Raw genomic sequence first — 20495 nt, 5'->3', positions numbered from 1 at the left:
AGCCTGCCACCAGGCAGGTTCGGTTCGAGGGCAGGAATTAATAGTTTAGGACCAGACGGACAGCCAAGACCTTTTTATCATTAGCACTTCATTTCTGGTACAAACGAGTAGTCTTTTGACATTTTTGGAAGAGTAGAGGTGGATTGAATGTCAAATTTATACGAACAATTAACCCTGGATTCATACAATAAGTTGAAATTATACTAGTAAATTTTAATAAAAACTTCAATTAGTATAAAATATAATTCTTATATTTACTTCAATTAGTAGTAAATGAAATGAAGAAGACTAAACTAGGGGAGTTTCAAGAGTTGATTTTGCTCACAGTGATTGTCTTACAACATGAAGCTTATGGTAATGAAATTCAACGAGAATTAGAGCAACGTCTCAATGAACGATTAAGCGTAGGAGCTATCCAAACTGCCTTAAAAAGAATGGAAGAAAAGGGCTTCCTCACCTCAGAATGGGGAGAAGCTTCAAAGAAAAGAGGGGGCAAGAGAAAGCGTATCTACTCAGCTACCTCATACGCTCATCAGGTATTGAGTGAATTAAAAGATATCCGTACTCAATTGTGGGACTCTATGCCTAAACTCGGTATTAGTAAAGCTCAATGAGAAATTCAGATAAAATATCACCTCCTGGCTGGCCTGTAAGTATGGTTCGTTGGTTGATTCACCGCGAATTCCTTGAAGAAATTGAAGGAGACCTTGAAGAACGCTTTCGGGATAATGTAGATGCATTTGGTTCTACAAAAGCCAGACTTTTCTACGTTTTTGATACAGTAAAACTGCTGAGGCCCGCCTTGATGAAAAAGGGAAAACATCATCGATCATATAACCAATTTGATATGTTTAAACACAACATCATCATTTCTTTGCGAAATTATAAGCGCTATAAGAGCACATTTCTCATCAACCTCATTGGTCTCACGTGTGGTTTGGCAAGTGCCTTATTGATCTTCTTGTGGGTCAATGACGAATTGAATATGGATCAATTCAACGAAGCGGATAGCTATAGGCATCATCAGGTTTTGGTAAACAGTGATATTCCATCCGGAGTGATTACCAGTGAATTGACACCTACACCGCTACCGGAAGCGATGGAGAAAGAGCTGCCTGAAGTAGCCTACGCTTTTCCTGTGCTGGAACACCCGTATTATCAAGGAGTACTTTCATTTGATAATGAGTATGTAAGGGCGTTTCCCCAGTTTGTAGGTGATGGTTATCTGAATGTATTCGAATGCGATTTCATGGCGGGAGATAAACAACAAGCGTTCGCTGATAAAAACAATATTGTCATTTCTGCAAGGCTTGCAGATGTACTGTTTGGAAACACCAATGATGCCATTGGCAAGACCGTCCAATTTAAAGGACAACATTTTTTTGATGGATCATATATCGTTTCCGGTGTATTTGATAAAAGAACTAATGCATCATTTACCTATGATTTCCTCTTTAGTTTTGATCAATTTTTAGCTGGACGTCCTGAAGTAAATAATTGGACAAATGGTGGAACACAGACACATTTGGTTCTGCATAAGGATGTAGATCTTGTTGCTTTCAATGAGAAAATAAGGGATTTCTTAAAAACAAAACTGAAGCATACAAGGCAAACTTTACTTACTCAACCGTACGCTGACAAATATCTCTATGGTCAATATGAAAGTGGACATCCGGTACCGGGGCGATTGATTTATTTGCGCATATTTTCGCTCATCGCGCTATTCATTCTTCTCATCGCTTGTATCAATTACATGAATTTATCCACGGCACAAGCTTCCAGAAGAATCAAAGAAATAGGGGTGAAGAAAGCCATGGGAGTTCAGCGAAAGGAGTTGATGTATCAATACTTCGGAGAATCAATCATAATCTCTTTTTTGTCGCTGATTATAGCCATAGGAGTGGTCCTTTTGTTGCTATCCTCATTCAATGAGGTCACGGGTAAAGAACTCTCCGCTGTTGATATTTTCAGTTCAGGTATTCCTGTTTTGTCCATTGCGTTCTTCACTGGATTCATTTCAGGAATTTACCCTGGTCTGTATCTTTCAAACTTCAATCCGGTTCCTGCGCTTAAAGGGAAAATACAATCCGGAATGGGAGGTCTCTGGGTGCGTAAAGGTTTGGTCGTGTTTCAATTTACCATTTCTGTGGCCCTCGTTGTTTCGATGGTTGTGATTTATATGCAAATTCAATTTGTTAATAAAGTCAATTTAGGGTACGATCAGGAACAGTTGATTTCATTCCGATTAGAGGGCAAGATGAGCAGTGAATTTGGCACGTTTATGAATGAAGCCAAAAATATACCCGGAATCAAAGAGGTATCCTACATGTGGGGAAACCTGGGGCGCAGGCTAAGTGGTGGTTCCAACGTGCAGTGGAAAGATCAGGATCCCGCAGACAGAAGTGTAGAGTTTCACTTTATAGAAGGAGGGTATGAAATGGCTAAAATGATGGGAGTTGAGTTGATCGAAGGACGTTTTCTTTCCACGGATTTTCCATCCGACAGTTCAGCCATCGTCATCAATGAAACAACTGCAAAATTGATGGGCCATGAAGACCCGCTAGGTCAAAAATTATGGAGAGGAGAGATGCTTACCATAGTCGGAGTAGTGAAGGATTTTCATTTTCAGGGTATGCATGAAAGAATCCAGCCCTTCTACTTTACAATCTCATCCAAGGGTGAAAATTTCATAGTGAAAATTGAATCTGAAAACAGAATAGAAACCATCTCAAGACTGGAAGAATTGTATGCTTCATTTAACCCTGGCTATCCGTTCGATTTCAGGTTCATTGATGACAACTACCAAAAATTATATGAAGAGGAAGAGCGGATTGCTACGTTATCCAAATATTTTTCTTTCATAGCTATTACCATTTCCTGTCTGGGGCTCTTAGCACTGACAGCTTTTCATTCACAAACAAGGTTTAAGGAAATTGCCATTAGAAAAGTCTTGGGATCAAGTAGTCTTCAAATAGCTCAACTTTTGTCCCGTGATTTTATAGCTCTCGTAATTATTGCCATACTGATCGCCTTACCATTAGGATATTACTTGATGAAAATTTGGTTGGATGGTTTCGCTTATCGCATTGCCTTAAGACCGATCTATTTTGTTTTTGCCGGCTTCCTGATACTTTTCGTTGCGTGGGTTACGATCATCTCTCAAACAGCAAAGTCGGCTAAAGTTGATGTTAATGAGGCTTTGAAGGTAGAATGACTTAATAACCAGTTCAGTAGGTCTTCGGCCAACTGGCATTAAATAATAGCCCTGTTATCGGTCTGAGTAGTATCCTGCATTATGACTAGGCGTCCACCGTTAATAATAGCCTTGCCTGCGGCAGGCAGATTGGGTTCAGGGGTGGGATTAATAGTTTAGGGAAGCCCTGTAACATCAATTAAAAACGATTACATCATTTCTTGGTATATATATAAGAGCACTCTTTTGACATTTTTAAGTAGGAAGGCAAGTGGGAATGGCAAATGTGTGCGGGATTATTAGTATAATATGATTACTTAGCAAAACATACCAACGTTGTTTAATAATTAATTAAAGGTAGGTATTTGAAATGAAGACACATTGTTCCACCTTTCAAGACGTCAGCTAAATTTTGGCAATGTGTTATGTAGGTTATTACCGAACGCTTCTATTCCATTTCATACCATAGATTTATTACAATAAGTAGTTTTTTCAAAATCGCTGATATTGATAGAAATAATCGGAGTAGCAGGGAACATTAATTTCAATTCAGTAATAATTTTTTCAGAAAGATTTCTTTTTTGAGAAATAGTTCGTCCTTCCATAATATTAGCGAAAATATGAATAAAATCATCTTTAGTATTTCCGATATTATAATATTCAAAAGCATTAATCCTTACCTTAATATCTCCGCTATCAAAAAGCTCAGTTGATTCTGCTGTATCATATACTTTCTGAATAATTTCTTTAGGGGATTTTATTTTTACGATATTTTCAGAGCAGTCAATTACAAAATGTGGCATGAATTATTTTTTATTCTAAATGTTGTGAAAGATCGAGCTATAAGAAGTCTGGAGAACCATGTTTAGTATATACAATTACTTTCATTAACGTTCCCTGGTTTATTATTCAAAGCAAAATCAATAATATGTTCAACATGTATCTTAGCAGTATCAAAAACAGGAAAATTAAAATCGTCTTGCTCTATGAGTAATGGGATTTCCGTGCAACCTAGCACAATACCTTCAGCACCACGGCTAATTAAATTTTTGGCATATTGAATGAATTTCTTTTTTGAATCTGATGTAATAATTCCTTTGCCCAACTCATTTTTAACAATATGTTGTATCTCCGCTATGTCTTTTTGACTTTCTGGAATGAGTACTTGTATGTCGTATTCATTGAGTTTATCATGGTAGAAATTCATTTCCATAGTAAATTGCGTTCCTAATAATCCGACTTGTTTCAAACCAGATTTCTGGATTTCACATGCTGTTGCTTTAACAATATGAATGATTGGAATATCAATTTCCTTCTGAATGGTATCAGCGAATAAATGCGCAGTATTAGCACATAATACTATGGCGTCAACTCCAGTTCATTCAATCGTTTTACAGGCCTTTAAAATGAGATCAAATGAGTTGACCCATTCTTTCCTTTGGATATCTCCAAAGTTTAAAGAATAGATCACACATTCAGCAGCATCAAATCCGCCTAATTTTTGATTTATTCCTTCATTAATATATTTGTAATAATCTAAGGTAGACGTCCAACTGATGCCTCCTACTAATCCAATTTTTTTCATATATATTGTCTTTAGACACTTTGATAGTACTATATTTTTTCGTAGCTATCAATGGTTAAATCGGAAATTACATCTCCTGAGTGTTTTATGTTCTGGGGTTCAAAGAGCATCATCCAGACTTCTTCCTTTGCAACAGGTCTATGTTCGACTCCTTTAGGAACAACAATCATTTCTCCAGGACCTACTTCTGTTTTTTTGTCTCTAAATTCCATAATCATTGTGCCTTTTATGATAAAAAAAAGCTCCTCCTCCTCTTTGTGATCATGCCAAACAAATTCACCTTTTATTTTTGAGATTTTTACCTGCTGTCCATTTAGTTCAGCTATAACTCTTGGTTTCCAATGATCATTTATCAAATCTAATTTGTCTTGTATGTTGATTGTTTTCATAAGTACTTTTTTAGTGTATTGGGCTGTTGAACGTGCTTATTTTCTTTAAAAGGTCAAAATAAGAAAATATAGGATTAAGCCATTATTAGCCATTATTGCAAACATCGAGAAATGATAAATTCAGTGCAGTTCGTATTATTAATAAGAAGGCTGCTACTTCAATGATCATGAAGAATATGTCATCCATATCTGCTGAAGGTAAAGTGCTAAATAGTATAAGCATAGTGACCACACTAGCAATGATGTTGGCCCACTTGTTTACTCTATCCACAAGAACCCGTGATAGTAGTACCATTATGATGGGTATTTCTGCGAGAAATCCACCAAATAACATGAGCTCCTCGGTGATTTTCACACCGTTAACCACTCCAGTCATCATCTCTTCCAAAAAACCAGGGTGACCAAATTGATGAAGATCTCTAAAGATCATATTGAGCAGGATAAATACCCATAAGGTGGATAGGAGGATTTGCGGGCTTATCTTTTGATTAAAAATCATTTTCTTGAAGTTTGAGTTACTAAAATATTCTGCGAGTTCCTCTTTCTGATGTCCTCTAAACCGTCTCTCAGGAACTTGATCACCATAGGTTCAACTAAAGATCGTGGCATGTTTTTAGGGTCAAATTGCACTGTTGTTACGGCTACAGTGGAACCACTAGGAGTGGGAGAGAAGGTCCATGAACCTCTGAAGGTCTCTACTCTATTTAATTTTTTCGAGGGTTCAATAAATCTTTCATTCCAAGCCTCACGCCATTTGACATCTTTAGCGCCACTGTCATGATTGAAATACACATATCTGACACTCATCTCGGTATCTTTCAATGGATACGGCTCATTATGAACAACATAAGTGACTAGACTGTCCCCGGACTCATGAACTATTTCATACGTTGGATACTTTTTGCTCTTTGAACCTTCAGCTAATTCATGAATGTCTCGCTTAAACCATATGAAACAAGAATCAGGGGTGGATGCCACATTACCTTCAATTTTATATTCAATGAAACTGGTTCCTGCTAATTTTCGGGAATAGGCTTTCCACGAAGGATTGTCACCTTTTTCAACTTTTACAAGCGTCCATCCCTCATTTTCGTCAGTTGATGAGTTAATTCGCTTATAACCTGCGCAGCTAACGAGTAAGGAGGTGACAATAGTCATAAAGCAAATTCGCATTGATACTTTGGCAGGTTTTCTTTTGTTCTGATTTTTTCGTGCGGTCATATCCAACTAATTTTTTTACAAAGTTGGATGGCAGCACATTGCTATGCATTCACTTAAGTTTATAGATGATCATTACACTTAAATAAAGCAAAGGGTAATGTGGAAGTTTACTTTATGGAGGGGTTCTCTTAAGTGCTTACCGAACCATTGGAGTTTCGTTTTTCTTTATGAAAAACACGTTTGCGAATCCTACTCAAAGACTGTGGCTGCATGCCCAGATAACTTGCTATTTGGTGATGAGCAACACGATTGAATAGGGAAGGGCAGGTCTCCATTAAATGCATATAGCGTTCCTCGGGTGAAGAGGTAACAAACTTCGTCCATTCTGCTTTTGCCCTCTTGAGTTCCTCTAAAGCAAATGCGGGCATTACTTCGACGATACGAGGGAGTAGTTCGAGTAGCCTTTTTTCAAAGTTCTTATCACTTATAGTTAGTACACAATCTTCGAGACATTCCAGAAAGTGATTAGAAGGGTCTCCTGTGCCATCATACGTATGAGGAGTGATCTTATCACCCTCAATGAAAAAGCCTGTAGTTTTTTCTTCACCGTTAGTGATGGTATATTCTCTGACACAACCCTCCAGCACAGTAAAGCAGCGCTTTGGAACCTGACCCTGTCTTAGTAATATGGTGCCTTTCTCAGGTTCTTCAATGATAGTTTCTTCAACAATTACGTTTTTTTCCTCCTGTGTTAATATCGTGATCTGGTTAATGAAAGCCCTTACCTTATCTCTAATATCCATCCTTTCTTATTTAGATGTTCCAATCATTCAGAAGGTAGGCAAATAATTCAATTTTTAACTTAAGTGAATGACTTTGATGCTTCGTTGATCAATTTTTGTTCTCTAAAAGAATAAAATGAAAACGATATTAATAAGCTGTATGCTTCTGATTTCAGGGATTGATAATCACACCAAGCCAATAAGAACAACCTTAATGGATTACATTCAATGGACCACTTCAGGTCAGACTCATACTTCTTCTAAAATATTTAGTGATAGTATTGATTTTGCATATCAAGTTGCCCCAGAAAAAATAATTACCGGATCTTTTCCTGATTATAGATCTAAAATAGAAAGTGGTGCAGAGACGATTTCTCGCACAATCAATATTAAAACTATACATGTTACTGACATGACTGCCCAAGCTATTCTTACCGATTGTTCGGCGGAGCACCATTTTTCTCTCATTCATCACTTGAGTTTAGTCAGCGATGGAGATTCATGGAGCATTGAATCAATTCGTATTACCACCGCAGATTAATTTATCGTACTTTGCAGATTCAGAAACAGAATCAATAATTTGAGGGTTTTAACCTCAAAATGGAAGTAAAATCTTTAGAACTTCTTGTTGACGATTATCGATTCAAAGACCAACTTGTAGAGTGCCATTCAGTCGATTTTGTGAGAATGGAAAACTGATAACATGATTAAAAAAATAGGTTTATCACTTCTTATCTGCATGGCTTCAGCTTTGGCAATTATTCTAATTGGCATTTGGTGGCCGTTAGAAAATATTGAACCACCCTCTATACCTAAGTCGATCCTTATTCAATCGGTTAATATCGTCGATGTAGACTCTGGGAAAATACTTTCAGATAGAAGCGTATGGATAAAAGATAACCGAATTGTCAAAATTGATTCGGGAATGGCTACAATAGCTTCAGCAGAATTGACTATTAATGGAAAGGGTAAGTACTTAATCCCCGGGCTGTGGGACATGCATACACACTCAAGTAAACTATCTCCATGGATTCATCATCCGCTTCTTATTGCCAATGGCGTAACATCTATTCGAGATATGTCAGGTCACCTAGGAAGAGATGATTCTTACTGGGCAGGGACGTCTGATCGAACGTATTGGAACAATCAAATGGAACTGGGGAATATTGTTAGTCCAAGGTATCCACTTCATAGTAGCTATCAAATAAATGGCAAGAATTCTGTCCCTGATGGTTATCCTGAATTTTTTAAAATGGAAAGAACAAGTGATGTCCATGAATTACTAAAGTTCTATAGAAAAGAAGGTTCTGATTTTATCAAGGTCTATTCCGAAATTGACCCATTGGTATATAGAGATTTGGCAATGATAGCACCTGAATATGATATATATGTAGCTGGTCATAAGCCATTGGGTGTACCCTTGCATGATGCGGTTATTAATGGCCAAAGGAGCTTTGAACATGCAAGGATATTTCTTTTCGAATGTTATCCATTGGCATCAGACCTTGTAAGCAGTCCTGATCCGGTGAATACATACAGGCAGCATAAACCTAAGATGATAGCCGAGTTTGACACCTTAAAAGCTATTACATTAATGAGATTGATGGCAGAATATCAGGCTCATTGGGTTCCTACGCTCCAGACTTTAAAAAGTAGTGCATTATCAGATGATTCGATTTTTCTAGCCAATGAACATGTAAGGTTTATACCTCGTATGCAAAAGAAACTGTGGTGGAATCCGGATATGAATAATGCTTCTCGCTATAATATGTCCAATGAAGGAAATGGGATAAATAAAAGACTTCTAGAACTTTCAAAATACCTGGTTGGAGTAGCTCAAAAGGAAGGTGTGCCCATCATGGCTGGTACAGACCTCACTGACTCCTATACGTTTCCTGGGATTTCTCTACATGATGAGTTAGAAGAGTTGGTGAATTGTGGTTTATCACCGTTAGAGGCACTTCGGAGTGCAACTATAATACCATCAAAATTTTCAGGCTATACTGATCTCGGAACAGTAGATGAAAACATGTTAGCAGATATCATTTTATTGACTGCCAATCCTTTAAAAGATATAAGTAATACCCAATCAATAGAGGCGGTGATTCTGAATGGCAGCTACTATTCAAATGAATCGCTTAACGAGTTGAAAATGCAATCAGAAGACATAATTTCATCTTGGCATCTTAATGTAAAATATTTATATAAACTGCTATCAAGTCCATTGTTTAGAAAGCAATTAGCTGACTGAATGCTTGAAGAATTGGGTTTGGGGCATAGCCATATTGATGAGGGAACGTCCAGCTTTATTATCGACCTCCATCGATAAGTCCTAAAGTTTGTTTCTTATGTTATATTTCTCAGAATTCTGCCCATAAATCAATGACTTTCCATAATCCTAAATTCCATTACTTTTAAGGGCAAGATTAAAACATTGCACTTTAGGGTTCTGGACTATATCCTAGGAAAGTTCACTGCCCAACCTAGACCTAATGAAAACCATCAAAGCACAACCTGAATCTGAGGGTGATTTAGAAAAAGTATGTCAAAGATGTCTTGAAAAAACACATTTTTCTCATACTCTAAAGCGCAAATTTCATCATCCACGTCTAAAAAACCTTAATAGAATTGAGGTACACAAATCACGTACCCATCAAGGGTTTCTTGAGCGGATCGGGCTATTTTTAGTAGAGCTATACAACGGATGGTTACGCTTTTATAAGAAGGTGCACAATAGAATATTTCCTCGTCGAAATAAAATCTATGGAGATCCCAATCCCGATCATTTGGTGACCGGCCATCTTACGTTTGGTAGTCGGGTGGCTGATGCAGATTCTCCCATTTTCAACATGCATCTGGAACTATGGGCTAGAACTTTCTGGGGAGGCTATAGAAAGCTTAGCCAGGGAAAGTCGAATCGCGAAGGAAAATTCAGCCTTCCTTATGATTTGTTTTACGTCCATAGGTTCTACATCGCAAAGGTTTGGTTAACTGTCTACCAAACTGGCCATGAACATTTTGCGAAAAATGGTCAACATTCGCCTGAATATACCGAGTTCAAACGTGTGCCGATAAGCAAGGGAGATTTGGTTGGCATTGACTATAGCTGTCGTCAGGTTCAACTTTTCTATTGGGAATACCGGAAAGATACGCCCTTACCAAGGGTCGTTATCAAGGATCATGACAAAGATGCACCAGATAAATATTCTCCTGGTTTTAATGAAGCCATTGAAAAAACCTTTGTTCCAATTGAACTGATCAAACTCAAGCACCTGAAGATGATTCGAATGAACCAGGGACTGACATATCAGCAAATAGTAGCCGATTACCCAGAAAATTTAACCGTTTGCATGGAGAAAAAGCTGCCTGGAAGTACAAGGGGAGATGACTGGTTTGGCCAGCGAATGATGAATGGAATGTATGCGTGTGATTTCGATCGTGACCCTAAGAACCCTGATCTTTATTGGGTTCATCATCATTGGGGGTCATATGAAAAGAGGTATCACTATTATGCTATTCCAGATGTTGACATGTGGTTTGAACTCAAGGAAGATGGGCTACCAAAGCCCGTCAAGATTACCCTTACAGGCCCATTAACAGCAGAAGAAAAGAATGAAAAGCAAAAGAGAACTTTTACTCCTGCTGATGGAGAAAAGTGGTTGGCAGCCAAACGGATTTGTCGTGTAAGTGCAGGTCTAAATGCTGAGCTCTCACATCATTTCGCCGGAACCCATATAAATTCAGAACAGTACGCTATTGCATGTTTTAGAAATTTAAGACTGAATCCAATCTCTGGATTGCTTAAATCCTTCTTGCGCTCGGTCGTATTAGTAAACCATACGGCTGACCGTATTTTAGTAGGTAATGGATACATCACCTCAGCCTGTGCCCTTACTCCAAAAGGAATAGATCAGGTAGTGTATAATACAATGGGGACTTTGGATTGGAAAGGCTATCGACCCATGCAACCGATTAGTGAAGCACATACCTATGCCAAAGCTTCTAATCTATTCTGGGATATTGTCTATGACTTTGTCTCCAACTTCATTAATGATCCTGCTAACCGAAAACAAATTTTGGAACATTGGTTTGAAGTTTATTGCTTCTCCGAAGATTTAGTTAATCATAGTGTGCCATTCTTCCTTTGCAATTACCTGCAAAATGCTTTGCTTGATGGCAAAGGAAAGCTAAAAAGTAGGGGTGCCTCGGACTGGTACAACCAAGATCATAGGATGGATTTGAATGACGATAGACCAGAAGTTGACGGAATCAAGAAAGCCGTTTCAAGAATTACTGATAAATCCGAGGGTCATGAAGTGACTGATGAAGACCTAGACCTGCTCAAACAAGCATGTACTTATATGATTTACCAGGCCACTTTCGGACATACCTGGTCCAACTCGAAACAGTACGATGATATTGGAGAAGTACTCTACTGTAGCCTGGGGGTTCGGTTCGGAGATGGAACGGATGGTGTGATGGGTCCAGAGTCAGATTATTCTATAGCTCCAGACCTTACACGTTCAACGCAAATGATGTGGTGGAGTAATATGCTATCGCATACCGGATATGGATTTATCATTGCCGATGAAGACAAGGATGTTCCCCCTGATTTGAGAAAAAGGCTAGAAGAACAGCGACAAGCGTTTGCCGATCTCGATTTAGATATAGACATTATCCAATCCCGAACCAATATTTGAAGCTAGAAGAGATGAAACCAAACCGAACACCAATTTTCAAATCACTTGGTACTTCCGTTCATCGGTTCTTTGGGATAATGTTCCTTTGGATCTACACCAAGGCATTTACATGGGCATTAACCATCTTTGGTAGCATCCTAGCGCGAACAAAGATGTCCCATAATAATGGGATTGCTGCGGTCGGGTCCATACGATTTGTCGATAACCCGGGCTTCCCTTTGCATCCGTTTTTTGAGCCTGGAAAAACGCTTCCATGTCGGGTAAGACATGCTGCCGCATCTTTTATGGATGATGCCATGCGTGTGGTTAGAAGTATGTCCATAAAGATGGCAGATACGTCCAAAAAAAGCCCTATGGATATCGAGTTGAATACAGGTGAAACAGCCCTTTTCTGGTCGATTGCAAGCTTCTTTCGGTTTGCCAAATACAAGAAGACCCGATTTGGGATGCAGTATGAGGACTATTATCGAAAATATCCAACGGGGGTTGAAGGTGCGCATGTAGGAATGAGAAGAGATCCAACCTCATTTTCTAACCTAAGATATCATACGCAAACACCTTTTTTATATAAAGCCGAAGACAATGTACTACGCTACATCAAGTATCGTACGATTCCAGCTGAAGATGTACCTGAATCAGGTCTATTGGATGCATACGATATGATGATTCCTACGGAGAATCAGCGCATTTTGCCAGGAGAGACACTTGTTAGAAATTACCTTAAGGAAGAATATGTGGAAAGGCTCAGGACTGGCCCAATAAAATATAAACTTCAAGTTCAGCTTCATGAAGCGTCTGATGACGATGATGCAGAAATTTTTAACTGCTGCAAAAAATGGGATGAAGCATCTCATCCTTGGATGGATCTAGCAGAGATCACTATGAATAAGCCCCTTGATTGGGCTGAAAGCACCCGGATGATCTTTACGATGAAGAACCTGCCTAAAGGTCTTGGTATCATTCCATCATATTCCATTTATGATTATAATTCATTAAATTTTCTGCGTAGACACTCAGATTTGGCGAGAAACGCGCGCGTGTGGGCTATAAAGCTATTTGGGATGCCTCCGGAGATTCCTGATAATGATGTACGGAATTCTAATTCCAGTTAACTAAATGATGAAAGAGGAACTACTGTACGAAAGTAAAAGCTCTAAGGTCTTTCTAACAGATGACAAAGGCCTGAAAACCCGGGTTATTACGAAGATTCTTAATCAGGAGTTCCCTTCTCCAGAGATTATCAATAAATTTTATAACGAATTTGATCTCACACATAAGCTATCAATAGAAGGAGTACGTCGAAGCTTTGAGCGACGAAAGGTGAACAATCGTCACGCGATTGTGCTGCAATATATTCCGGGCAAAACCATCAGGGAAAGAGTGGATGGAGAGGTGTTCAGTATTCCTGATTTTCTCAAATATGCTATTGAAATAGCGAGAATCTTATCCGAGGTACACGACGCTAAAATCATCCATAAAGATATCAATAGCCACAACCTCATTATTGACGAAGAAAGTGGAAAGGCGCATCTTCTTGACTTTGGTATTTCTACAAAACTGAACCTTAAAGAACAAAACCTTGAGAACCCGGAAAAGTTGGAAGGTTCACTCATGTACATTTCTCCAGAGCAGACCGGCAGAATGAATCGCAAGGTTGACTACCGTACCGATCTGTATTCTCTGGGCATTACTTTTTACGAAATGCTGACGGGGAAATTGCCGTTTCAATACATAGATGCCATGGAAATGGTACACGCACACATCGCCAGCCAGCCTCCTTCCATTTCATCCCATAGAGAAGATATTCCTGAAGTGCTACAGCTGATCGTTGACAAGTTAGTGGCTAAAAATGCAGAGGATCGTTACCAGTCAGCTAGAGGGCTGATGAAGGATCTGGATCAGTGTTTGAAAACCTGGAATGAGGCAGGAGGTATTCAAGATTTTGAGTTGTGCCAGCATGATTTTTCAGGAGATTTTCAGCTACCTCAGAAACTCTACGGAAGGGAAAAAGAACTAACCCTTTTAATGGATGCTTTTAGTCGGGTATCTGAGGGCGAGTTAGAGACGGTGCTAGTGGGAGGATACTCAGGTACGGGTAAATCCGTATTGGTACATGAGACGCATCGTCCAATCACGACTAAAAGGGGCTACTTTATCGAGGGTAAATTTGACCAGTTTCAACGATCGAAACCATACTTTGCTTTTGTGCAGGCGTTTACCAGTTTCGTTTCCATATTACTTACAGAAAATAAAACCCGCCTGGAACCTCTAAGACAGCAAATCAAAAATGCTGTTGGTGACGAAGGCAAAGTACTGGTAGAACTGATCCCAAATCTAGAGCTTTTGATAGGACCGCAACCCAGCATCCCCAAGCTGGGCGGTTTAGAATCGCAAAACCGATTGAATTATTTGTTCAGCTCCTTTATTAAGGCCATATCCACTGCTGATCATCCCGTCGTTTTTTTCATCGATGATTTACAATGGGCAGACAGTGCTTCTTTGTCTTTGTTGAATGCACTGATGTCCAACAAGGAACTTAGCTATTTGATGTGTATTTGTGCCTATCGTGACAATGAGGTGAGTCCGGATCATCCTTTTATGATTACGGTGAAAGATATTCGCGAAAAAGGAGGGAAGATCAGTGAAATAAACATAGGGAATCTGAGAAAATCAAATGTTCAACAACTGATTTCCGATGCTACGGATCTTCCTCTTGATTCAACCGTTTCTCTTTCAGACCTGGTCTTTGAAAAGACCCATGGTAATGCATTTTTCGTCACTCAATTCCTTAAGAAACTCGCAGAAGAATCACTATTGTATTTTGATCAACAGGAAAGGAAGTGGAAATGGGACATACAACAGATCAATGACCACAATATCACGGATAATGTAGTCGAATTGCTAGCAGGAAAGATTGTCTTTCTACCAGAAGAAACTCAGGAATTTTTAAAGGTCGCCGCGTGTATCGGCAACAAATTTGATGTAGAGACACTTAAAGCAAGTCGTGGTGAAAATGCTGACTCAAAGATTTCCTACGAAGAGATTGATCCTGCGATAGAAGCGTTACAAACGGCACTTGCAGAAGGATATATTACGCCAACAGAGCATGAATTTCGCTTCATTCATGACCGGATACAACAGGCCGTTTATTCATTAATACCAGATAAAGATAAAAGTGCTTTTCACTACAGAATTGGATCCCTTTTATGGAAAAAAGCATCTACAGAACAGCTGGAAAGCCAACTTTTTGAGATTGTTAATCAACTGAATCAAGGACTAGAGTTGATTGATTTCGACGAAGAAAAGGAATTGATTGCAGATTTGAATCTTCGTGCAGGGTTAAAAGCCAGAGATTCCTCCGCCTTTCAGCCATCCTTTAAGTATTTTGAGACGGGTATTGGATTATTAAAATCTAATCACTGGGAGTCTCAATATGAGCTTAGCCTTGGGCTCTACACAGAAGCTGCCGAGTCAGCCTACAATATGGGAGAATTCGAGCCCATGGAAGAGAAATTGAACGCTGTATTGGACAACAGGAAAGAGCTCATGGATGGGGTTCGGCCCTATTCCATACGGATCAATGCTTTGAAGGCCCAAAATAAACTCCAGGAGGCTATTGATACCGGTCTGGAAGTGCTGGAACAACTGGGAGTGAAATTCCCTAAAAAAGGACCTCTTCCACTGGTCATGGTTGATTTGGTCAGAACCAAGGTGAAGCTGATGGGAAAGAGGCATGAGCACATCTTAGGAACGAAAGAGATGACCAATCCCTACAAAGCAGCTGCTCTTAGAATTCTCAATGACATTGCTTCACCTGTTTATTGGGCCAGGCCGGCCATTCTGCCTTTCATCATTTTCCGGATGGTCAGGCTTTCATTAAAATATGGCGTGACGGAGATATCAGCTTTCGGTTTTGCAACCTACGGATTACTCATGTGCGGAGTATTGGGAGATATGAGTGGAGGGTACCGTTTTGGTCAGATCGGGTTGGCTTTACTGGAACGATTTGAAGCTAAGAGGTGGCTATCGCAGATTTACACACCTATCTATGCATTGATCAATCATTGGAGTGAACATGTTCATCAATCGCTCGAACCTTTCTTATATTCTTATAAAGTAGGTTTTGAAACAGGTGCCATCGAGTATGCATGTATTAATGTCAATATTTATTGCAATCACATCTACCTGGGAGGCAAGCCGCTCGCTAATTCTGAAAAAGAAATGAGGCTATTTAGCGAGCAGATGTTGAAATACAAGCAGAAGACTAATTACCATTACAACGAAATATACCGACAGGCTGCACTCAATCTTCTTGATCGTTCTAAAAACCCAACAGTACTATCAGGAGAAGCCTACAATGAGGTAGAGATGGCACCTATTCATGAATCAGAGAAAGATCGTGCTGCTACGTTCCTGATACATATCAACAATTTGATGCTTAACTATCTTTTTCATGACTATGATAAAGCGCTGGAGCATGCAAAGCTTACAAGACCTTTATTGGATGCGGTTTTGGCAAAATATGATGTGGCAATCTTCTGGTTTTATGAAGGCTTAGTAAGCTTGGCTGTAGCACGAGAGGTGAGTGGTAAAAAAAGGAGTTCATTGATTCGCCGGGCGAAGAAAAATATTGCACAATTCAGAAAATGGGCGAAATTCAACCCTGTTAGCCACCAACATAAATTGGATTTACTCCTTGCGGAGATGGCTTCATTAAAAGGAAGCGATGACAAGGCCCGTAAGCATTTTGATCTGGCCATAAAGGGAGCGGAGAGTGGTGAGTTTCTCAATGAGGAAGCCCTTTCATTAGAAAGAGCTGGGTTTTACTACTTATCCACTGGCCAAGATTTCATGGCGGAAAATTACCTGCGCAAAGCCTATCAGACCTATAAGGAATGGGGTGCTATTGCCAAGATGCAGGACTTGAAAAAACGTTTCCCTAAAATTTTGATAGGTTTTGAAAAAGAGGGTTCGATCGCTACTACTAAAACATCAAAGAGTAGTGGTAATTATACAGAGAGTTCTTCACTAGACCTGGAATCTTTAATGAAAGCTGCTCAAGCGATTTCAGGAGAAGTGGTATTGGAGCAATTATTGAAAACCCTTTTAAGCATCAGCATGGAAAATGCGGGCGCGGAATCCGGTTGCATCTTGCTTAAGATGGGAGACCAGTGGTTCATCAGGAGTTCAAAATTTACTAATAGAGAATTTCAGTCTGACAATGATAAGATCATCCCTCTTCATGAAAATAAAAGAGTTCCGGAAAGCTTGGTGCAATACATTCAAAACACGAATCAAAGCCTGGTTTTGGATGACATTTCTGAGGACCCGAGATTCATTTCAGATCCTGCAGTTAAGGAAAACAAGCTAAAATCGGTCTTATGCCTTCCAATGCTCAATAAAGGAAATCCGGAAGGAATTCTTTACCTGGAGAATAATTTACAGGAATCTGTTTTCACAGAAAATCGAGTACGTTTTCTTGAATTACTATCTGGGCAAATCGCCGTGTCAATGGAGAATGCCTACTTATATGAAAATTTGGAAAATAGAATCGAGGAAAGAACATCTGAATTAAAAACATCATTAGAAGATTTAAAGTCCACCCAAGAGGAGCTTAGAAAAGAACACGACAAGCTGGATGTTGCTAATAAGACAAAAACAAAGTTTTTTTCGATCATCTCGCATGATCTCAGAGGCCCAATAGCCAATTTAATGGGCTTAAATGAATTGATTAAATATCATTTAATTGAAACCTACGATGTAAAAGATGATAAGCAATTAGATAAAATATCTGGATACGTTAAGGATTCAACCGATCAGGTGGTCTCTCTCCTTGATAACTTATTAAGCTGGGCCTCAAAAGAGGAAGGGGTTATGCCTTTCAACCCTGCATTGCTCAATGTAAAAGCATGCCTCGATGAGAACATATCATTAATGATGCCTCAAGCTCAATCAAAGTCTATCGCCTTGCAGGTACAATGTGATGAATCCATAGAAGCCTATTTAGATAAGAATAGTTTCATGACCATTTTAAGAAACTTATCTAGTAATGCTATCAAATTCACAACTGAAAATGGGAGTGTGAATTTTTCTGCAGAGGTTGAAAGAAAAGAACTTGTACTCACAGTCTCAGACACAGGGGTAGGAATAGAAAAAGATGAAATGGCTAAGATTTTCGAACTAAGAGATGATAAAGTAAGACCAGGGACGAAAGGTGAAAAAGGCACAGGATTAGGCTTGAATTTAGTTTATGATTTCGTGAAGGTTAATGAAGGAAATATCACAGTAGAGAGTGAAGTAGGAAAAGGTACTGTTTTCAAGATGAATTTTCCATTGAGTTAACCCCGTGCTTCATCACTTTAATTCTTAGTACCCACAAACATTTTTTTGTCATTTTGGACTGCAGATAAGGCATTGTTAATAACAAATGCTTGAATGCATTTACCTTGCGACTTCTAAGTAATTGCCAATACCTATTTTCTAACTATTTTCACACAATGAGTTACGACATTTCCTATTCTACCAAAAATGCCAAACTGTATGCTAAGCGCTATGGAAACACAGATATGTGGGAGGAGGCGCTAGAAGAAAGCATTCCTTACTACCATGTTTCCGGATTGGATGAACCATATCTCCCAGTGATACTGAACGAGGATCCTGAAAATGTGAATTTTCTACATTGGCCGTTTATGCCATTTGAGTTTGCCCCGAAGATCAATGGCAAGCCGATGAAAACCCTTCATGCAAGAAATGATAGAATTTTTACAGAGAAAAGTATTTATCGAGGTGCTGCAGAATCCAGAAGATGCCTGGTGATGCTGGATGGTTTTTTTGATCATTATCAGAAAGATGATCAGACATTCCCCTACTATATCCAGATGAAAACCAAAGAACCTTTTATGGTTGCCGGATTGTGGCAAACATTTACCAATCCATTGGACGAAGTTGAAACCAACACAGTAACATTGATCACTGGGCCAGCAAATAAGGAAGTGGCCTGGATCCGTAATGAAACACCTTACACACCTGAATCCAGGATGATGTTTATCGTGGATAAAAAAGACGATGAAACCTGGCTGCATGGAAGTTCAGAGGAAGCCAAAGCCTTGATCAAACCATTTCCGGACGGACAGCTCGACTATTACCCATGTCAGCCACTTAAGACAGTCAAGAGGTTGCATCGGTTTTATTTAGGAAATGTACCCTCTTTGCTTGAGAAAAAACGCTACAAGGAATTGGACTAATTCAACGAGGCAGGTAATGTCCTGCGCTATTTTAAGATGGCCCTGCCTGCCGCAGGCAGGTTGGGTTCTGGGTAGGGATTAATAAGTTGGCGGAGGGTTTAGTGCTTGGATATAGTCATATCAATTTAGTGTGGGAGTGGAGCACTCTTTTACTCATACGCGCAAGCATACCGCAGAATCCTTCGTGAATCTCACTATGTTCGATTTGACATTTTTGGCAGGAGGGAGAGAATGGCAAATGTGCGGTTATCTTGAAAAGCCTTTGTATGAATTTTTCTTTAGGTTTTCAATATCAGCTAAATCTTTCTCCATTTGCTAATAGGACTGAATGCTAGGAAGCTACTTTCTTGATCTTACTAAGTGATTGAGTCGCCCTTTTTTGACGTAGTTTCTCCTTTTGAGTTAGAGGTCTCTCTACTCGGTCATTCTTTAATAGCTTAGCGTAAGCTCTAATGCAAGAATGTAGTCATACAAATTTATTGTAGGAGTGGAGCACTCTTTTGAAGCTTTGGTAGAGTGGGGGAATAAGGGGGCTGAAAAAAGTGTGCGAGCTAGGATTCTAATTCAGGATTGAGAAATGATGTTTATTTAAGTGCCTGAATTATAGTCTAAGATCTATTTTGGTTACACTAGTTCTGATACTCTATTTTAAGAATTTTCCACACAAAATCACCCATTTTGGTTTTAACTATAGCTTCATCTCCAACAGTTTTATCAAGAAGGGCTTTAGCCATTGGGGAGTCCATAGATATATAATCTTTATTACCGATGAGTTCTTCGTAACCTACAATTCGAAATCGGTTTTGAAGACCTTTCTCTTCGTTTTTAATTTCTACCCATGCACCAAACATAACTTTGCCTTCTTGGCTAGGGTGGTAATTAATCACTTTTAAGTCGTCAACACACTTACACAGATATCGAATGCGATTATCAATTTCTCGAAGACGTTTTTTGTTGTAATGGTAATCGGCATTTTCTGAACGATCTCCCAAACTTGCAGCCCATGAAACCTTAGCGGTAACGTCTGGACGTTCAACTCGGCTAAGGTGATCATGTTCATCCCTTAATTTTTGTAAGCCTTCGGCAGTAATCATTTGCGAGCGTTTGATTTTTGGTAGAGTTGATTCTGGGATTTTTCGCCTCATAAGTAGATCTTATTTTGAAAACTTTCGCAAAATAATATAATGAATATCATTATATAATCTAAATGTTTGAAATACATCAAACAGCTTCAAAAGCACATTATCTTATTTTGTTACCGAAACGTCGGACCGATAATGGCCTGCGTTATGTTAAGATAGCTTCGGTTCTGGGCAGGACATTAAATAGTTAGGGTTTGGCCTTTTCGTCCTTTTATGCACTCACCTTATTTCTTGGTAGACACGAGCACTCTTTTGTCATTTTTGGTAGGAGGGGAGGTTGTGGGAATGACAAATGTGTG

At 39.1% G+C, this 20495-nt stretch carries 16 protein-coding genes; 8 read left to right on the top strand and 8 right to left on the bottom strand.

Annotated elements, in window-relative coordinates; translation table 11 throughout:
- Nucleotides 1–278: 278 nt before the first annotated feature.
- Nucleotides 279–614 carry a helix-turn-helix transcriptional regulator gene (locus ABJQ32_01020; protein MEP5288196.1) on the top strand — a complete coding sequence of 112 codons (336 nt, stop codon included), beginning with the start codon at nucleotides 279–281 and terminating at the stop codon, nucleotides 612–614.
- Nucleotides 611–3214, top strand: coding sequence for an ABC transporter permease (locus tag ABJQ32_01015; protein ID MEP5288195.1), 2604 nt, complete (start codon nucleotides 611–613; stop codon nucleotides 3212–3214). The genes ABJQ32_01020 and ABJQ32_01015 overlap by 4 nt, the downstream gene beginning before the upstream one ends.
- A gap of 437 nt (nucleotides 3215–3651) precedes the next feature.
- On the opposite strand, the gene ABJQ32_01010 is transcribed toward ABJQ32_01015, so the two are convergent.
- The 7 genes from ABJQ32_01010 to ABJQ32_00980 form a co-directional block, all read right to left on the bottom strand.
- The gene (locus ABJQ32_01010) at nucleotides 3652–3996 is read right to left on the bottom strand and encodes a 5-carboxymethyl-2-hydroxymuconate Delta-isomerase (GenBank protein MEP5288194.1); all 345 of its coding nucleotides are present in this window, start codon (nucleotides 3994–3996) and stop codon (nucleotides 3652–3654) included.
- A gap of 62 nt (nucleotides 3997–4058) precedes the next feature.
- Complete coding sequence (locus tag ABJQ32_01005; protein MEP5288193.1) at nucleotides 4059–4556, bottom strand: amino acid racemase; 498 nt, start codon at nucleotides 4554–4556, stop codon at nucleotides 4059–4061.
- Between the two features lie 15 nt (nucleotides 4557–4571).
- On the bottom strand, nucleotides 4572–4778 hold the full coding sequence (locus ABJQ32_01000; protein MEP5288192.1) for a hypothetical protein: 207 nt from the start codon (nucleotides 4776–4778) through the stop codon (nucleotides 4572–4574).
- 29 nt (nucleotides 4779–4807) lie between these two features.
- On the bottom strand, nucleotides 4808–5167 hold the full coding sequence (locus tag ABJQ32_00995) for a cupin domain-containing protein (GenBank protein MEP5288191.1): 360 nt from the start codon (nucleotides 5165–5167) through the stop codon (nucleotides 4808–4810).
- An 85-nt stretch (nucleotides 5168–5252) separates the two neighbouring features.
- Nucleotides 5253–5666 carry a DUF6326 family protein gene (locus tag ABJQ32_00990; protein MEP5288190.1) on the bottom strand — a complete coding sequence of 138 codons (414 nt, stop codon included), beginning with the start codon at nucleotides 5664–5666 and terminating at the stop codon, nucleotides 5253–5255.
- Nucleotides 5663–6388 (bottom strand): hypothetical protein, encoded by a 726-nt coding sequence (locus ABJQ32_00985; GenBank protein MEP5288189.1) that lies wholly within the window; start codon nucleotides 6386–6388, stop codon nucleotides 5663–5665. Before ABJQ32_00985 ends, ABJQ32_00990 begins: the two co-directional genes overlap by 4 nt.
- Before the next feature lie 128 nt (nucleotides 6389–6516).
- Nucleotides 6517–7131 (bottom strand): Crp/Fnr family transcriptional regulator, encoded by a 615-nt coding sequence (locus ABJQ32_00980; GenBank protein ID MEP5288188.1) that lies wholly within the window; start codon nucleotides 7129–7131, stop codon nucleotides 6517–6519.
- A gap of 115 nt (nucleotides 7132–7246) precedes the next feature.
- Between ABJQ32_00980 and ABJQ32_00975 the strand changes: the two genes are divergently transcribed.
- From ABJQ32_00975 to ABJQ32_00950, 6 genes are all read left to right on the top strand, one after another.
- Nucleotides 7247–7651, top strand: coding sequence for a nuclear transport factor 2 family protein (locus ABJQ32_00975; protein MEP5288187.1), 405 nt, complete (start codon nucleotides 7247–7249; stop codon nucleotides 7649–7651).
- Between the two features lie 162 nt (nucleotides 7652–7813).
- A complete protein-coding gene (locus tag ABJQ32_00970) occupies nucleotides 7814–9361 on the top strand; it encodes an amidohydrolase family protein (protein MEP5288186.1) in 1548 nt (515 codons plus the stop codon).
- A gap of 241 nt (nucleotides 9362–9602) precedes the next feature.
- Nucleotides 9603–11810 carry a lipoxygenase family protein gene (locus ABJQ32_00965; protein MEP5288185.1) on the top strand — a complete coding sequence of 736 codons (2208 nt, stop codon included), beginning with the start codon at nucleotides 9603–9605 and terminating at the stop codon, nucleotides 11808–11810.
- An 11-nt stretch (nucleotides 11811–11821) separates the two neighbouring features.
- Nucleotides 11822–12922, top strand: a complete 1101-nt coding sequence (locus tag ABJQ32_00960) for a hypothetical protein (protein ID MEP5288184.1) — start codon at nucleotides 11822–11824, stop codon at nucleotides 12920–12922.
- Nucleotides 12923–12929: 7 nt separating this feature from the next.
- Nucleotides 12930–18152, top strand: coding sequence for an ATP-binding sensor histidine kinase (locus ABJQ32_00955; GenBank protein ID MEP5288183.1), 5223 nt, complete (start codon nucleotides 12930–12932; stop codon nucleotides 18150–18152).
- Between the two features lie 155 nt (nucleotides 18153–18307).
- Complete coding sequence (locus tag ABJQ32_00950; GenBank protein MEP5288182.1) at nucleotides 18308–19054, top strand: SOS response-associated peptidase family protein; 747 nt, start codon at nucleotides 18308–18310, stop codon at nucleotides 19052–19054.
- 629 nt (nucleotides 19055–19683) lie between these two features.
- Here ABJQ32_00950 and greB read toward each other — a convergent pair.
- The gene (greB, locus tag ABJQ32_00945; GenBank protein MEP5288181.1) at nucleotides 19684–20199 is read right to left on the bottom strand and encodes a transcription elongation factor GreB; all 516 of its coding nucleotides are present in this window, start codon (nucleotides 20197–20199) and stop codon (nucleotides 19684–19686) included.
- Between the last annotated feature and the right edge of the window lie 296 nt (nucleotides 20200–20495).

Source organism: Marinobacter alexandrii, assembly GCA_039984955.1.
Lineage (GTDB): Bacteria > Bacteroidota > Bacteroidia > Cytophagales > Cyclobacteriaceae > Ekhidna.
This window is presented reverse-complemented; position numbering and strand designations above follow the sequence as displayed.

What these genes read in the sequence shown, in the direction of transcription:
- ABJQ32_01015 (MEP5288195.1), top strand. Translation starts at nt 611, where the DNA reads ATGAGAAATTCAGATAAAATATCACCTCCTGGCTGGCCTGTAAGTATG.
- ABJQ32_00965 (MEP5288185.1), top strand. Translation starts at nt 9,603, where the DNA reads ATGAAAACCATCAAAGCACAACCTGAATCTGAGGGTGATTTAGAAAAA.
- ABJQ32_00975 (MEP5288187.1), top strand. Translation starts at nt 7,247, where the DNA reads ATGAAAACGATATTAATAAGCTGTATGCTTCTGATTTCAGGGATTGAT.
- ABJQ32_00955 (MEP5288183.1), top strand. Translation starts at nt 12,930, where the DNA reads ATGAAAGAGGAACTACTGTACGAAAGTAAAAGCTCTAAGGTCTTTCTA.
- ABJQ32_01020 (MEP5288196.1), top strand. Translation starts at nt 279, where the DNA reads ATGAAGAAGACTAAACTAGGGGAGTTTCAAGAGTTGATTTTGCTCACA.
- ABJQ32_01010 (MEP5288194.1), bottom strand. Translation starts at nt 3,996, where the DNA reads ATGCCACATTTTGTAATTGACTGCTCTGAAAATATCGTAAAAATAAAA.
- ABJQ32_00960 (MEP5288184.1), top strand. Translation starts at nt 11,822, where the DNA reads ATGAAACCAAACCGAACACCAATTTTCAAATCACTTGGTACTTCCGTT.
- ABJQ32_00950 (MEP5288182.1), top strand. Translation starts at nt 18,308, where the DNA reads ATGAGTTACGACATTTCCTATTCTACCAAAAATGCCAAACTGTATGCT.
- ABJQ32_00995 (MEP5288191.1), bottom strand. Translation starts at nt 5,167, where the DNA reads ATGAAAACAATCAACATACAAGACAAATTAGATTTGATAAATGATCAT.
- ABJQ32_00985 (MEP5288189.1), bottom strand. Translation starts at nt 6,388, where the DNA reads ATGACCGCACGAAAAAATCAGAACAAAAGAAAACCTGCCAAAGTATCA.
- ABJQ32_00980 (MEP5288188.1), bottom strand. Translation starts at nt 7,131, where the DNA reads ATGGATATTAGAGATAAGGTAAGGGCTTTCATTAACCAGATCACGATA.
- greB (MEP5288181.1), bottom strand. Translation starts at nt 20,199, where the DNA reads ATGAGGCGAAAAATCCCAGAATCAACTCTACCAAAAATCAAACGCTCG.
- ABJQ32_01000 (MEP5288192.1), bottom strand. Translation starts at nt 4,778, where the DNA reads ATGAAAAAAATTGGATTAGTAGGAGGCATCAGTTGGACGTCTACCTTA.
- ABJQ32_00990 (MEP5288190.1), bottom strand. Translation starts at nt 5,666, where the DNA reads ATGATTTTTAATCAAAAGATAAGCCCGCAAATCCTCCTATCCACCTTA.
- ABJQ32_00970 (MEP5288186.1), top strand. Translation starts at nt 7,814, where the DNA reads ATGATTAAAAAAATAGGTTTATCACTTCTTATCTGCATGGCTTCAGCT.